7 protein-coding genes and 1 pseudogene are annotated in these 15,007 nt (G+C 75.7%); 7 read left to right on the top strand and 1 reads right to left on the bottom strand.

The window, feature by feature from the left end; genetic code table 11:
• Window positions 1-250 precede the first annotated feature (250 nt).
• A pseudogene (locus ACH4ZX_RS27525) lies at window positions 251-937 on the top strand (lytic polysaccharide monooxygenase); the annotation flags it as partial.
• Between the two features lie 176 nt (window positions 938-1,113).
• On the opposite strand, the gene ACH4ZX_RS27520 reads toward ACH4ZX_RS27525, so the two are convergent.
• Window positions 1,114-1,575 carry a pyridoxamine 5'-phosphate oxidase family protein gene (locus ACH4ZX_RS27520; protein WP_398278090.1) on the bottom strand — a complete coding sequence of 154 codons (462 nt, stop codon included), beginning with the start codon at window positions 1,573-1,575 and terminating at the stop codon, window positions 1,114-1,116.
• Window positions 1,576-1,912: 337 nt separating this feature from the next.
• Here ACH4ZX_RS27520 and ACH4ZX_RS27515 point away from each other — a divergent pair, with 337 nt between their 5' ends.
• Genes ACH4ZX_RS27515 through ACH4ZX_RS27490 form a run of 6 tightly spaced genes read left to right on the top strand, consistent with a single transcriptional unit; the run spans window position 1,913 to window position 14,868 of the window.
• Window positions 1,913-2,779: a DUF4132 domain-containing protein gene (locus ACH4ZX_RS27515; RefSeq protein ID WP_398278087.1), complete on the top strand. Its 867-nt coding sequence runs from the start codon at window positions 1,913-1,915 to the stop codon at window positions 2,777-2,779.
• A gap of 14 nt (window positions 2,780-2,793) precedes the next feature.
• Entirely contained in the window at window positions 2,794-7,686 is a 4,893-nt protein-coding gene (locus ACH4ZX_RS27510) for a DNA-binding protein (RefSeq protein ID WP_398278183.1), read from the top strand.
• A 13-nt stretch (window positions 7,687-7,699) separates the two neighbouring features.
• The gene (locus ACH4ZX_RS27505; protein ID WP_398278084.1) at window positions 7,700-7,942 is read left to right on the top strand and encodes a hypothetical protein; all 243 of its coding nucleotides are present in this window, start codon (window positions 7,700-7,702) and stop codon (window positions 7,940-7,942) included.
• Window positions 7,943-7,949: 7 nt separating this feature from the next.
• On the top strand, window positions 7,950-9,110 hold the full coding sequence (locus ACH4ZX_RS27500; RefSeq protein WP_398278081.1) for an AAA family ATPase: 1,161 nt from the start codon (window positions 7,950-7,952) through the stop codon (window positions 9,108-9,110).
• Window positions 9,107-12,973 carry a DUF5682 family protein gene (locus tag ACH4ZX_RS27495; protein ID WP_398278078.1) on the top strand — a complete coding sequence of 1,289 codons (3,867 nt, stop codon included), beginning with the start codon at window positions 9,107-9,109 and terminating at the stop codon, window positions 12,971-12,973. Before ACH4ZX_RS27500 ends, ACH4ZX_RS27495 begins: the two co-directional genes overlap by 4 nt.
• Window positions 12,970-14,868 carry a hypothetical protein gene (locus tag ACH4ZX_RS27490; RefSeq protein ID WP_398278075.1) on the top strand — a complete coding sequence of 633 codons (1,899 nt, stop codon included), beginning with the start codon at window positions 12,970-12,972 and terminating at the stop codon, window positions 14,866-14,868. The genes ACH4ZX_RS27495 and ACH4ZX_RS27490 overlap by 4 nt, the downstream gene beginning before the upstream one ends.
• Window positions 14,869-15,007: the final 139 nt, after the last annotated feature.

Genomic DNA, 15,007 nt, shown 5'->3' with positions numbered 1-15,007 from the left:
TGGGAGCGCTCCCAGTGTGCAGCTCCGGTCGGCCCCCAGACCGCTGTGCGCGTGCCGAGGGAGCCTGCCACGCACGGTCGCACCACCCGCGGACGGTCCGCTTCCGGCCCTGCCGGAGGGCACCGGTGTGATGTCCGACCGGTGCCTGACCGGCGCTTGCCGGATGCCTGTCGTCCCCGCCCGCGGTCGGATGACCTCAGAGGAGACCCCCCACATGAAGATTCCACGCACCGGGCGGCACAGCTCCCCGATGCCCGCCTTCCGCGCGCTCAGTCTGCTGGGAGCGGCGCTGCTCGCTCTCGTCCTGAGCCTGCTGCCGTCCCCCGCGTCGGCCCATGGCGTCGCCATGGTGCCGGGCTCGCGCACCTACCTGTGCTACAAGGACCTGGTCGCCCACAGCAGCACCCAGATGCCGGCCAACCCGGCCTGCGCCGACGCGGTCAAGGCGACCGGCACCACGCCGCTGTACAACTGGTTCGCCGTCCTGGAGTCCAACGGCGGCGGGCGGACCAAGGGCTTCATCCCGGACGGGGAGATCTGCAGCGGCGGCCACACCGGTCCGTTCAACTTCTCCTCGTACAACGCGGCCCGCACCGACTGGCCCAAGACGCACCTGACCGCGGGCTCGACCATCCAGGTGCAGTACAGCAACTGGGCGGCCCATCCGGGCACGTTCAACGTCTACATCACCAACGACGGCTGGTCCCCGACCAAGCTCCTGGCCTGGGACGACCTCACCCTCATCAAGTCCGTCACCAACCCGCCGCAGTCCGGCAGTCCCGGCTCGGACGGAGGCCACTACTACTGGGACCTCACGCTGCCGAGCGGCAAGACCGGCCAGCATGAGCTGTTCATCCACTGGATCCGCTCGGACAGCCAGGAGAACTTCTACTCCTGCTCCGACATCGTCTTCGACGGCGGAAACGGCGAGGTGACGTACTGATCCCGATCCCGGCCTGACGCCCCGTTCCGGACCCGCCGGGCACCCCCCGGCGGGTTCCGTCTCCCCGCCGCGCGGTGGCGCGGGGACCTGATCTCACCGTCGCGCCATGCTCAGGCCCCGGACATGCGGCGGGCGGACCTGGTCGCACCGCGTGGACAGCGACAAACGGGCTATGCCAGCCACATTCCGTCGCGCATGATGACTCTTCCGCGTAGCTCGGGCTCGCCGCGCCATGCGCGCACCGTCCTCGGGACCACGCGTACGTACACGAAGGAACCCTCTTCCACGCGTGGATCCCACCCGAACTTGCCGGCGAACGCCTCCGCTGCTCCTCCGGGCACCTCCTGGTCCGGGAAGCACTCCGCCTCACCCTGGAGGAGCACCACGTCGGAGGTGTCCGGCAGCGCCAACCGCACCCGCGGCTCTGTGCGGACGTTCCGCGCAGTCACGGAAGTGGCGCCGGTGCTCATCCACACCGCCCGCCCGTCCCACGAGAACCACAGCGGCACCTGGTGCGGCCCATGATCGGGGTGAGCCGTCGACACCCATACGTCCCGCTCGGTGGCGAGCCGTTCCAGAGTGTCGCGCACACGCTCCGCCGTCTGCCGGTGAACGATTCCCGTGGTCTCCATGAGGACCGACCCTAGCCAGCGGGCGCGGAGCGCGCCTGGGGCGCAGGGCCTACTCCCAGCGACCGATGAACCCTCAGTTTCGACTGGGGAAGAGCGACTTCGGCGCTCAGCGGGCCCGCCGAAGTGCTCGGGCACCGGGCCTTCCCCGGGCATTCGCCCGGCACATGTGGGAGGCTTGCGCCCAGAATGGTCCCTCGGGAGCGGGCCGCCGGGCGGGTACCCGGTGTCCGATTGTCAGTGGTCGCCCCTAACGTTCTCCCCATCGTCGCACTGGCGCCGGGATCACCCCGGTGAACTGTGCTTTCTTCGTGATGTCTTGGTCCGAAGGTGGGGGCTCGTGGGTTGGCTGTCGGCGGGTGACGGGTATGAGGTCGCCCTGGTGGAGGGACGGGTGGCGGCGCGCGCCACACAGGGGAGGGCGGCCGGACGGCAGCTCAAGTCCCTGCCGCGCGCGCTGAAGGACCACCCGGAGGTGGACCGGCTGCGACGGTTCGCCGAATGGCTGGACCGGCACGCCGCGCAGTGCGTGGCGCAGGTCGACGGCTGGATGGTGTCGTCCCTGCCGGTGCCCACGGGCCTGCTGGCCCGGGTGTGGCCGGACGAGGCCTGGCAGTCGGCGCTGCGCGACCTGGTGGTGACCGGCGACGACCCGGACGAGGCCGGGTTCCTGCGCGGGGTGACCGAGTCCGGTGAGCTGAAGGTGGTCGACCTGGACGGGGAGACCGTCCGGCTGTCCGCGGCCACCGTCACCCTGCCGCATCCCGTCACCCTGCCCGACCTCGACGACCTCCGGGAGTTCGCGGCCGAACTGGGCATCGTCCAGCGCGTCGAGCAGATCCACCGAGCCGTCTGGCGCCGGCCCGCCGGCCTCGACCCGAAGGCCACCCAGGTGGGCGACTTCTCCGGCGGCTCCTACCGCTCCCGGTTCGCCCTGGCCGCCCGCGCCACGTCGCTCGGCTACCGCGTCAGCGGCGGCTACGCCACCGCCCGGGTCCGGGACGCGGGCTCCACGATCGAGGCGTCCGTGTGGATCGGAGAGCCCTACTGGGAGGACGCGGTGTCCACCGGCGCCCTGACCTGGCGGGACGGGGACGGCCGTGCCCTGCCGCTGCCGGAGGTGGGCCCGGTGGCGTGGTCGGAGGGGATGCGGATGGCCGCTGCGCTGTACGCCGGCCGTGTGATCGAGGAAGGCAAGAGCGCGTGAGCGGGGGAACGCAGATGGAGTACGAGGAGGCACTCACGGCGGGCGCGGTGCTCCCGCCGGACACGCGGGGCGCCGGAGAGCGGGCCGTGCCGCTGACCGCCCGGACGTACCGCCACCCCGGGCTCGACGACCGGGTGGTGGTGCGGCTGGTGGCCGGTGAACTGGGCGCCGCGGAGGACCTCGCCGCCGAGTACCTCGGCCTGGAACAGGACCGGGAACCGGTCGTCGTGGGACTGGGGCTGCGCCAGTCGCTGGGCTTTCCCGAGTGGGTGCTGGTGCACCACCCGGAGGACGGACACCACGCCCTCGCCGTCGTACCGGACCTCGAGCGCGCGGCCCGGCAGGCCCGGTCGCGCCCCAAGGCGGCCCTGGACGCCTGCCTGCAACTGGGCGAGCAGCTCGCGGCATCCGTACCGCACTTCCTGCCGGTCTTCTACGAACAGGTCGGACGTGTCTTCCTCGCCGAGGAGAACAGCTCCTACGCGGCGCAGATGTTCACACGGGCCCGCAAGGCGGAGGCGCAGCACGGACTGCCCGTCGACGAGGAGCGACTGGACGCCGTCTTCCTGGAGTTCGCGCTGGCGGGCGCGCTCCCGGTGACGGTGCTCACCGGCCACGCCAAGGAACTCGCCGCCCGGCTCCCGGCCGACGAGGCGCTGCGGCGCTTCACCCGCCTGTGCCTGCGCCGGACCGCCGGCGGCATGCCGCCCTCCACCCAGATGGCCAAGAGCCTGCGCAAGCTGGCCCTCGCCGCCGACCGGGACGCGGACCGGGCCGAACAGGACTACCTGGCCGAACTGCTCGGCCACCAGGCCACCCTGTCGGCCCCGGCCGGCTGGTGGAGAGAACACCGCACGGCCCTGGCGGCCCTCGCCACCCGCGAACCGCGGGTCCGCGGCACCCTGCTGAACCTGCTGCCCGCCAAGCGCGACAGCGAACTGCTCGAGATCTGGCTGCGCTTGCTGGAGGATTCCGGCGCCACGGCCGGCCTGTGGGACACGTCGCTGCCCGAGGACCAGCGGCCCGACGACGGCACCGCGGGCTGGGCGGAACGCTTGCTGGCCTTCCACCAGCAGACGACGCACTGGAGAGGCCCCGGCCGTCTGCCCGCGCTCTACGCCCTGGTGGAACGGATCGCCGACCCGCTGCGCGCACAACTGCTGGCCGACGGCAAGGAGCTGAAGGTCAGCCACGACATCGACCTGATCGACCTGTTGCTGTCCCTGGACATCCCCGTCGCCGCCCCCGACGACAGGGCGAGCCTGCCGCTGTCGCACTGGTCCCTGGGGGACGGGCAGCGGGACCTGCTGGCGCTGTCCGCCGACTCCCGGTTCCACGCCGCGTTCCACCGCGGCGCCGACCGCCTCGGGAACAACGAGGACGGAGTCCGTACGTGCCGCCTGCTCGCCGCGTCGCCCGGCGGACGCCCCCTGCTCGCCGAGTGGGTGCGCTCGGTCGCCCGGAACTTCACCGCCGTCGGCCTGCCCCAGCTGCCCGACGCGCTGAGCCGGCTCAAGTGGCTCCCGGCCGCGGCGCTGGCGCTGGCCGAGGAGGACGTGCGCGCCGCCGTCACCACCGACCTCGCGCCCGTCGTCGTACGCACCCTGCGAGCCGGCCTCTTCGACGAACTCGGCTGGCCCGCCTGGGAGGAGGCGACCGCCGCCCTCGTGCCCAAGGCGAACGTCGAGGACATCCTGGTGGCGGACGCCTGGCCCCACCTCGTCGTCGCAGGCGCCGCACAGGCCCGCGTCATCGGCCCCGACGGCACCCTCCTCACCCACGACCTGCGCATCCCGGCGAACGACGCCCTCGGCGACCCGGGCTTCCACCTCGTCGACGGCGAACTCCTGGTCTACTGGCGCACCCGACGGGACGGCCTGCGCGGCTACTGGCACACCCGCGCCGACCACCTCCACCACCTCCAGGGGACCGAGCGGACCCGCAGCACCGAGATGGACTGGTACCGCGGCGCCCTGCCGCACGCCCTGCCCCTGCCCGGCGGCGGCCGGACCACCGGCGCCGGCGTCCTGCACGCCGGGGACACCACGGTGCCCGAGGACCGGCCGCTCCTCTTCGACGGATCCTCGCACTGGGTGTGGCACGCCGGCTCCGACGACCCGCAGACGCACGGCTGGTACGAGTACGACCCGGCCACGGGCGACCTGGGACGCATGAGCCGGCCCGCCTTCCTCGCCGACGCGCTGCGCGACGCCCCCGAGGGCAGCACGTTGCTCACCGGCCGGCTCCTGCCCGCGCCGACGACCGGCCCCGCCCCCGCCTGCGCGCCCGTCGGCGGCCTCGTCGGACTGCGCGTCGTGGAGCTGCCCGGCGGCGCCCTGCGTGCCGAGGACCTCGCCGGACACAGCGTCACCCTGCCCGCCGGCACCGGCGCGCCCTCCGCCCTCGTCGTCTTCCCCGGCGACGAGAGGGCCCGGGCCGTGGTCCGCAACAACTGGCAGCTGGAGATCGTCGACCCCGACGGCATCGTCACCTCCGTCGCCAAGACCGACCGCACCCCCGGCGTCTTCGGCGAAGGCACGCTGCTGCTGCCGCCGGTCCAGTACTGGGAGAGCTGCACCCCCCGCGACCCGGTCGCCTCCAAGGCCCTGCGGAACGTCGACCGGGACACGGCCGCCGCCCTGCTGACGGCCGCCGCCCAGGACGACACCGAGGCCCTGCCCAAGGCCGTCAGCGCCCTGCTGCCCGTCAGCCACCCGGCGCTCGTCGCGGGCATCGCGGGCGTCGTGCGGTACGCCGCCGGCCAGCAGACCGTCCTCGACGCCGTGGCCCAACGGCTCACCCATGCCCTCGAGGACGGCCCCGAGACGGACGGCCCGGCCGGCCCCTCCGACACCGCCCTCCGCGACGCCATGAACGGGCTGGGCGTACGCTCCCGCTACTGGTGGAACCACGACCAGGGCAAGGACACCGCCTTCCGCGCCCTGCGGACCCTCACCCGGGCCGCGGGCCTCACCGGCGACGCCGTGCCCGAGGAGCGCACCAGGAGCCTCCACCTGGACGGTGTCGAAATCGATGTGGCGGACCCGCACCTGGGCACGATCGTCGCCCGCAGCGCCGCGCTGGCCTACCGCACGGCGTCCGCCGTCACCGGCGAGGAGCACCGCGACATCCTCCGCGCACTGCTGACCGGGTTCGACACGCTCGGCCTGACCGCGCCCGACGCGTCCGCGCGCTGGCGCAGGGTGACCGTGCGCCTGCCCAGCGGACTGCTGCGCACCCCGTCGGGCCAGTGGCGCGACGGCGCCTGGAACGGCCTGCTGCCGCTGGGCGGCGGCGCCTTCCTCGCCCTGCTGGGAGACCGCCGGCTGGACGACGCCGACTGCACCTTCCACGGCTTCTTCCACGACCCCACGGGACGCTTCGAGGCACCCGAGCCCTATACCCTCCTCTCCTGCCTCCCGCTGGGCGAGGACGCGCACCCCGGCCGCCTCCGCAGGCTCCTCGCGGAACTGGCCGTCCGCGGGCCCGCGCCCTGGTTCCCCGAGGCCGCCGCCGAGTTCGCCCGGCTCACCGGCGTCACCGACACGGCGGCCCGGCTGATCGTGGCCGGCCTGCCCCACGTCGATGCCTACCAGCGGACGTTCCTGACCGCCGAGGTACGGGCCCTCATCGGCGTCAAGGCAGCCCCGGCCGGCGTGGCCAAGGACGAACTCAGCACGCTCGACGCCGACGTACGGACCGCGGTGGTCGGCGCGCTGCTGCCCGCCGACCCCGCCCGGCTGTGGACCGACGGCCCCGACGTGCGGGCCGCCGCCGACGTCTGGATCAAGGCGGTCGGCCGGCGGACCGCCCTGCCCGAAGACGTCCTCGGCGACGCCGTCCGCTCCCTCAAGCACACCCGGTGGGACGTGCGGCAGGCCCTGGCCGCTCTGCTGGACCCGGCCGGAGACCCCCGCCTGAGCCGCGACCTCGAGTGGGCGGTCAAGGGCGACCGGGTGCAGCCGGTCGGCGACGTGCCCGGATTCACCGAGCAGATCCTCGTCGGCTCCGTGGACATCCTCGCCTGGCTCGCCCACCGGCTGCCCGCGGGCGACCCGCTCCGCGCCGCACTGCCGCCCGCGCTCACCGCCGTCCGCGAGCGGGTCGCCCACCCCGGCCTGGTGCTCGACCTCGGCCGGTACATCAGCCTCCCCGACTTCCGGAAGGCCGCGGGCACCCCCACCGAGACCGGCGAGAACTTCGTCCGCTACGGCGCGGTGATCCTGCCCACGCACGACGACCAGCCCGCCCCCGGACTGCGGGTCGCGCTGCTCGACGCGACCGGCCAGGACCCGTACCTGCCCGCGATCCGGGTCGACGGCCAGCGGCCCTACGCGGCCGAGGTGGCCCTGAGCCTGGTGCGCGACCCGCGTTTCGCCGCGCTCCTCGCCGACCCGGGCGAACCGATCGCGGGGGAGCGCGGCAAGGACGGCACCTGGTGGCCGCAGGACCCCTCCCGCTCGGTGCCGTACCTGGTGACCGAGGCCGCCGGGGAGTACGGCATCGGCGAGGACGCCGCCGCCCTCTACCTGATGCTGCTCGCCCTGCCCGACCCGACCGACCGGATGACGGCGCGCTGGACGGGCTGGAAACCGGCCCGTCTGAAGGCGGCACGCACCGAACTCGCCGCCACCGACCTGGTGATCGGCGCGGACCGGGCCCGCGCGGGCCGCTCGCTGTTCCTGCCCGGCGGCTGGGTGGAGCAGTCGGCCCCGCGCCTCCCCCTGGAACGGTGGAAGCTGCCGCTGTACGAAGCAGTGAACGGCGAGCACACCCCGTTCGCCGCCCTCGTGCCGACCCAACCGGCCGCGGACCTGTTCCGCCGGGCCTGGCAGCGGGTCCGGGACGGTGACGCGCCCCGCTTCGAGGAACTGAAGGTCCGGCGCAGCCGCGGACGCCGCCGCTGAACCCGCCCGGCCGGTGAGCGGGGCGCCGGGCACCCCGCCCGCCTCCCCGCTCACCGGCCCCGGCGGCGCGCCGGCCGGCCTCACCGGCCCCGGCGGCGCGCCGGCCGGCCTCACCGGCCCCGGCGGCGCGCCGGCCGGCCTCACCGGCCCCGGCCGCGCGCCGGCCGGCCTCACCGCACGACGCGCCGAGCGCCTCGCGCGGACCGACCCCGCCGAGCGCTGCCCGGCGACACCCTTCTCACGCACGCCCACCTAGGACACCCATGACGCACACCGACACGGCGCCGACCCTCCCGGCCCGGCAGACACTGCCCGCCGAGGAACGCCACGCCACCGAACTCGCCTTCCTCGCGGCCCATGACGAGGGCCCCCGCCCGCCCGGCTGGCGGCTCACCCCCCGCTCCGTGGTCACGTTCGTCTGCGGCAGCGCGGACCAGCCCCTCACCCTGCCCAAGCCCCATGCCACCCTGCCCGACAAGCTGGTCATCACCCCCAAGTTCATCGGGGAACGGGCCCTGGTCGAGCGGTGCGTCGTCACCCTCGCCGGCGAGCGCGGCCTGCTCCTCGTCGGCGAACCCGGCACCGCCAAGTCGATGCTCTCCGAACTGCTGTCGGCCGCCGTCAGCGGCACCAGCGCGCTGACCGTGCAGGGCACCGCCGGCACCACCGAGGACGCCCTGCGCTACGGCTGGAACTACGCCCTGCTCCTCGCCCAGGGCCCGACCCCGCAGGCCCTGGTCGACTCGCCGGTGCTGGCGGCGATGCGCGCGGGCCGGGTCGCGCGCATCGAGGAGATCACCCGCTGTCTTCCCGAGGTCCAGGACGCACTGGTGTCGATCCTGTCCGACCGCCGGATGAGCGTTCCCGAGCTGTCCGGCACGGACGACGCCCAGGTCGCCGCCGCCCCCGGGTTCACCGTCATCGCCACCGCCAACCTGCGCGACCGGGGTGTGTCGGAGATGTCCGCCGCGCTCAAGCGCCGCTTCAACTTCGAGACCGTGCACCCCATCGGGGACGTGGAGGCCGAGACGGCGCTCGTCCGGCGGCAGGCCACCGCCGCCGTCGAACGGGCCGGCGCGGCATTCGGCGTCGACGACGCCGTCCTCGACGTCCTGGTCACCGCCTTCCGCGACCTGCGGTCAGGCCGGTCCGCGGAGGGCTGGGACGTGGAGCGGCCCGGCACGGTGATGTCCACCGCCGAAGCCGTGCAGGTCGCCGTCTCGCTCGGCGTGGCCACCGCCTACCTGCCCGGCGGCGACGCCCTCGACCTGGTCCCCGGCCACCTCCTCGGCGTGGTCCGCAAGGACGACCCGGCCGACCACGCGCGACTGCTGGGCTACTGGGACGGGCCGGTGCGCCGCCGCGCCGAGGACGGGTCCGCGCTCTGGCGCCGCCTGTGGGACCTGCGGGAGAACCTGCGGTGACGACTGCCCTGGAACCGAGGGCGGCCGTCGCCGCCCTCGCCGATCACACCGAGCCGTACCTGCTCGGCGTCCGCCACCACAGCCCGGCGCTGGCCGCCGCGGTGCCCGCCCTGCTGGACGCCTGCCGCGCCGAGGTCGTGTGCGTGGAACTGCCCGCCGAGTTCCAGCCGTGGCTGGCGCACCTGGCCGCCCCGGGCACCGTCGCGCCCGTCGCGCTGGCCGGCACCGGCGAGGGCGGGCGGCTCGGGTTCTACCCGTTCGCCGACTTCTCGCCCGAACTCGCCGCCGTGCGCTGGGCCCGGGAACACGGCGCCGACGTCGTCTGCTGCGACCTGCCGATGTCCGACCCGCGCTGGCACACCGAGGCGGCCCTGCCGACGGGCGACACCCGCACCGCGGTCACCGCGGCGGAAACCGGACCCGGAGCCGGAACCGGAGTCACCCCCTTCGCGGACGCCCTCGCCGCCGCCGGCACCGGCCGCGACGGCGACGACCTGTGGGACCGCTGCGTGGAGGTGCTCGCCCCCGGCTGCACGCCGGAGGCGATCCGCCGGGCCGCCCTCGGAGTCGGCTGGGCGCTGCGCCGCGACGCGGAGTCGGCCGGCGGCGTCCCCGAGGCCGACCTGGCCCGGGAGGCCCATATGCGCGAGACCATCGCCCGCGCGGGGGAGGGCGGACGCCGGGTCGCGGCCGTCGTGGGCGCTTTCCACGCCCCGGCGCTGACCGCCACGGACGTCGCCGGGTCGGCAGCCGCGGACACTGCGGGGCTGACGGCTACGGACGTCGCCGGGGCGGCAGCCGCGGACACTGCGGGGCTGACGGCTACGGACGTCGCCGGGCCGGCAGCCGCGGACACGACAGGGCCGACCGCCACAGACATCGCCGGGCCGGCAGCCGCGGGGACTGCGGGGCCGACCGCCACGGACGTCCCCACGTCGACGGTTGCGGACACCGCCGGGCCGACGGCCGCAGGTGCCCCCGCGTCGACCGCTCCGCAGGCTCCTGCGCCGGACACCCCCGGTCGGAGCACCGCCGACCGGCCGGTTGCCGTCGGCGAAGGGCCGGCCGTCGTCACCTCACTCGTCCCGTACGCCTTCGACCTGCTGGACTCCCGCTCCGGATATCCGGCCGGAATCCGCGACCCGCGCTGGCAGCAGGCGGTGTTCACCGCCGCCGGCGACCCCGAGGAACTGCGCCGGGCCGCAGCGCGCGCCATCACCGACGTATGCCGGGAACTGCGTGCGGCCGGGCACACCGCGGGCACCGGCGAGGCCGCGGAGACCCTGCGGGTCGCCTGCGACCTGGCCGCGCTGCGCGGCCTCGCCGCCCCCGGACGCAGCGAGATCCTCGAAGCACTCACCGCCGTCATGGGCCAGGGGGAACCCCTCGGCCGCGGCCGGGCCCTCGCACGGGCCCTGGAGACCGTCCTGGTCGGCACCGACCGCGGCCGGACCGCGCCGGGCACCCCCCGCTCCGGCCTCGGCCCCTCCGTGGAGGCGGAACTCGCCGCCCTCCGGCTGCCCCACCCCGACGACCCCGCCCCCCGCGAGATACGCCTCGACCCGCTCCGCTCCGCCCTCGACGGCCGCCGCGAGATCCTGCTCCAGCGCCTCGCCGTGTGCGCGGCCGGATACGGCGAGCCCGTGCGCGTGACAGGCACCGGCGACGGCACCGCCCTCACCACCCGCTGGCGGCTGTCCTGGTCCCCGTCCGTCCCGGTACGGCTGGACCTGGCCGGCACCCGGGGGGTGACCGCGGCCCTGGCCGCCGAAGGCACCCTGCGCGAGACGTTCCGCAAGGAGGCGGCGGACGGGGGGCCCACCTCCGCCCTGGTCCTCGCCGGCCTGGAGGCGGCCGCCCGGTGCGACCTGCCCGCCCTGCTCGCCGAGCGCCTGGCGGACGCCGCCGAGGTGCTTCCCGCCACGGCCACCCTCCCCGAACTGCTCACCGCGCTCGACCTGATGGAGGCGCTGCGGCGCGAGCACCTCCCCGGCACCACCCCACAGGCCCGCCGGACCGCCGCCCAGCTGGCCACGGAGCTGCTGGACGCGGCGGTACGGGCGCTGCCCGGACTCGCGGGCAGCGACGATCCGCAGGACGCCGCCGCCCTCGTGACACTGTCCGCGCGGGCCGGCGAACACCGCCTGGGGCTGCGCATGGACGACGCCCTGCGAACCCTCGCCCGCGACGGTTCGCCCCTCATCCAGGGCGCCGCCCTGGCCTCCCGGGCCCTGCTCGACCTGGACCCCGTCGCCGACCTCGGCGCACGCGCCGCCGGATGGACCGACACGGCCACCACCCCCGACGGACGCCGTGCGCTGGCCCGCCGCCTCACCGGGCTGCTGAGCGGCGCCGCCCCACTGCTCCAGTCGGCGCCCGCCGCTCTCGACCCGCTCCTCGAACGCATCGACACGCTGTCCGACCAGGAATTCCTGGACCGGCTCCCGGCCCTGCGCGGCGGCTTCGACACCCTCACGCCCACCGGCCGCGACCGGCTGCTGCACACGGTGACCGAACGCCTCGGCCACCGCGTCGACCTGTCGCTGAACGCCCCGCCCCACCTGCTCGCCCTGTGGACGGCCGCGGACACCGCGGGCCGCACCGCGCTCACCGCACTGGGCCTCCCGCTCAGCACGGAGCAGCCGACCCACCCCGCCGCCCAGAAGACCCACCCCGTCACCCCACTCGCCCCGGAACACCCCGCACCCCGGCCCGGGCACGCGCCGCAGGCCGCCCGCGACCTCCCGCCCACCGACCGCTGGCGTCTCCTGCTCGGCCGGGAGACCGACAAGCTGCCGCAGCACGCCCGCCGCTACGCCCACGCCCTGGACGAGCTGTACGGCGCGGGCCGCGGCGAAGGCTCCGCGGACCTCGGCCGGGGCGACGGCCAAGGCCAGGGCGGCGGCCAGGAGGCGTCCTTCCCCACGGCCAGGGAATGGGCCGAGGAACTGGAGGCGCTGTTCGGCACGGAGGTCCGCGAGGAGGTCCTGGCCCGCGCCGCCGACCAGGGCCGTACCGATGTGCTCGCGGAGCTGGACCCGGACGCGGTCCGCCCCTCGATCGACCTGCTGACCTCCGTGCTGTCACTCGCCGGCGGACTGCCCGAACACCACCTCGCCCGGCTGCGCCCGCTGGTGCGCCGCCTGGTGGAGGAACTGGCCAGGGAACTGGCCACCCGGATGCGCCCCGCGCTGACCGGACTGGCCACCCCGCGTCCCACCCGCCGCCCCGGCGGCCGACTCGACCTGCAGCGCACCCTGCGCGCCAACCTGGCCCACACCCGCCGCACCTCCGACGGCCGCACGCTGGTCGTCCCGCAGCAACCCGTGTTCTCCACCCGCTCCCGCGCGGAGGCGGACTGGCGCCTGATCCTGGTCGTCGACGTGTCCGCGTCGATGGAGGCGTCCGTCGTGTGGTCGGCGCTGACCGCGGCGGTCCTGGGCGGCGTACCCACCCTGTCGACGCACTTCCTGGCGTTCTCCACCCAGGTGATCGACTTCACCGACCGGGTCGACGACCCGCTGTCGCTGTTGCTGGAGGTCCGGGTCGGCGGCGGCACCCACATCGCCGCCGGACTGGCCCACGCCCGGACGCTCGTGACCGTCCCCAGCCGGACCCTCGTGGTCGTGGTGAGCGACTTCGAGGAGGGCGCCCCGCTGGGCGGACTCCTGGGCGAGGTACGGTCCCTGGCCGGCTCCGGGGTGCATCTGCTGGGCTGCGCCGCCCTGGACGACACCGGCGCGTCCCGCTACTCGGTGCCCGTCGCCCGGCAACTCGTCGCGGCCGGGATGCCCGTGGCCGCCCTCAGTCCCCAAGCCCTCGCCCGCTGGGTGGGCGACCGTCTGCGCGGAGAGAACCGATGAATCCCGAACTGCCCCCGGCGGCGCCCGACGTCGTGGCGGCCGCCGTGGAGGTCCTGACCGCCCGGCTGCGCAAGAGGCTGGACGCCGCCGTGGAGACGTACACCGCCGCGCCGGTCGTCGACGACGGCACCGCGCGCAGGGTCCGCTGCGGTGAGGACGCCGAGGTCGTTCTCGTGCCCGGCCCGTCGGGCGCGGTCACGGAGGCGGCGCAGGTGACGTGCACCTGCCTGCTGGCGCCGCGCTGTCTGCATCGCGCGGCCGTACTCGGCGCCTGCCCGGTGGCGGACACCACGGCCCCGCCGGAACCGGCCGAGGCAGCGGCGGACAGCGCACCGCAACCCGCAGGCCCGGCGGCGGCGGTCCAGGCCCCCGGACCCGCGGGTCCGGCGGCCGACGCCGCACCCGGACCCGCCGGCCCGGTGGCGGCCCCGGCACCCGCGCGCACGCCTCCCACCGCCGCCCAGGTGGCCGCCGCCCGCGGGCTCTGGTCGGCGGCCGCGGCCGTCCTCACCGGCGGAGTGCCGGCGACGGGCGCGGTGCCGCAGGCGGAGCTGCTGCGCGCCGCGCACACCGCGCGGCTCGCCGGCCTGCACCGTGCCGAGGCGGCGGCCCTGCGGGTGGTGCGCCAGGTGCGCGGCGCCCGCGCCCGCCACGACGGCCACCGCCTGGCGGACCTGGTCGCGGGCCTGCGCGAGGTGCTCCTCATCGCGCACCGGCTGACGGCACAGGATCCCGACCCCGCCCTGATCGGCATCGCCCGCCGCGCTTACCGGCCGGGCGGCGGCCTCCGCGTCCACGGCGTGTGCCGCGAACCGGTCGTCACCGCCACCGGCTACGGCGGTGTCGTCACCCATCTCTTGGGGGACGACGGGCAGTGGTTCTCCGTGTCCGACGTGAAGCCCGGCGGAGCCGCCCGGGCCCGGGGCGCCGACACCGCCACCGTCGCCCTCGGTTCGCACACCCTCGACCACGCGGGACTCGCCCGCGGCGGTCTGCTGGTCTCCGGGGCGACGCTCTCCCCGGACGGCCGTCTGGGAGCAGGCAAGGGGGTACGCGCGACTCCGCTGACGGGACAGCCCTGGACGGACGGGCCCTTGGCCGCCCTGTTCGCCCGCCCCCTGGACGAGGCGGTCGCCGAGAGTCTGAGCGCACCGGCCGACGCCGACCCGGAGCAGGAGGGCACGACGAACCGTGCACTGATCGGCTGCGACCTGGTCCTGACCGGCGCCGCGGGCGACCAGATCTTCGCGCGGGAACTGCGCCCCCGCGGTGCGGACGGCCTGCTGGTCCGGCTCACCCCGGCCAACAGCCACCCCGGTCTGGCCCACACGGCGAACTTCCGCCGCCTCGCGTCCCGCCCCGGACTGCGTCTGCGCGTCATCGGCCGACTGGACCCCGACCGAGCCGCCACCCTCCGCCCGCTCGCCGTGGCGCCCGTGCCCGGCACCGAGGCGACCCTCCGGCTGCCCGCCGACTGGGGCGGCCACGCCGACCTCGGCTACGACCGTCTGGAGGCGGCCCACTTCCCACCCGCCGACACCCTCGACCGGCCCCACGGATCCACCGACGTCCCCCCGGACCCCCTGACCGAGGCACCTCTGTGGCGGCTGCGCCGGCTGGTGGAGATCGCCGTCTCGGGAGGCCGCAGGACCGTCGCCGAAGCGCCGGGCGACGGCGTCACGGCACGGCTGCGCCGCAGCGGTTTCGCGACGGCCGCCGACCTCGCCGCGCAGCTGACCGGCGAGGCCGCTCGCCGCACCCGCGACGCGTTCGGCCGCCTGGAGGACACCGACCCGGACGCGTACGCCCGCGCGTGGCTGGCGGCGGCCGTCTACCTGACCGGCACGGAACGGGCGTTGGTCCAGGCCACCTGGCACCTGGCGTCCACCGCCTGACCGATCCAGGCCGCACGGACGAGCGGGCCGCGAGCCGGCCGCGCGAAAACAGGCGAGTGCCCTGTAGCCCGGTGAGCCCGGCCCGGCCCGGCTTGCCACGGCGCGGGTGCGGCCCGGCCCGCAGGCGCCGTGCGTTCGT

This window comes from Streptomyces sp. NPDC020490, from assembly GCF_044335305.1.
Taxonomy (GTDB): domain Bacteria; phylum Actinomycetota; class Actinomycetes; order Streptomycetales; family Streptomycetaceae; genus Streptomyces.
The sequence above is the reverse complement of the archived record's forward strand: the minus strand, read 5'-3'. Positions and strand labels throughout refer to the sequence as shown.

Coding starts and splice junctions, on each gene's coding strand:
- ACH4ZX_RS27510 (WP_398278183.1), top strand. CDS start 2,794: ATGGAGTACGAGGAGGCACTCACGGCGGGCGCGGTGCTCCCGCCGGAC.
- ACH4ZX_RS27500 (WP_398278081.1), top strand. CDS start 7,950: ATGACGCACACCGACACGGCGCCGACCCTCCCGGCCCGGCAGACACTG.
- ACH4ZX_RS27520 (WP_398278090.1), bottom strand. CDS start 1,575: ATGGAGACCACGGGAATCGTTCACCGGCAGACGGCGGAGCGTGTGCGC.
- ACH4ZX_RS27490 (WP_398278075.1), top strand. CDS start 12,970: ATGAATCCCGAACTGCCCCCGGCGGCGCCCGACGTCGTGGCGGCCGCC.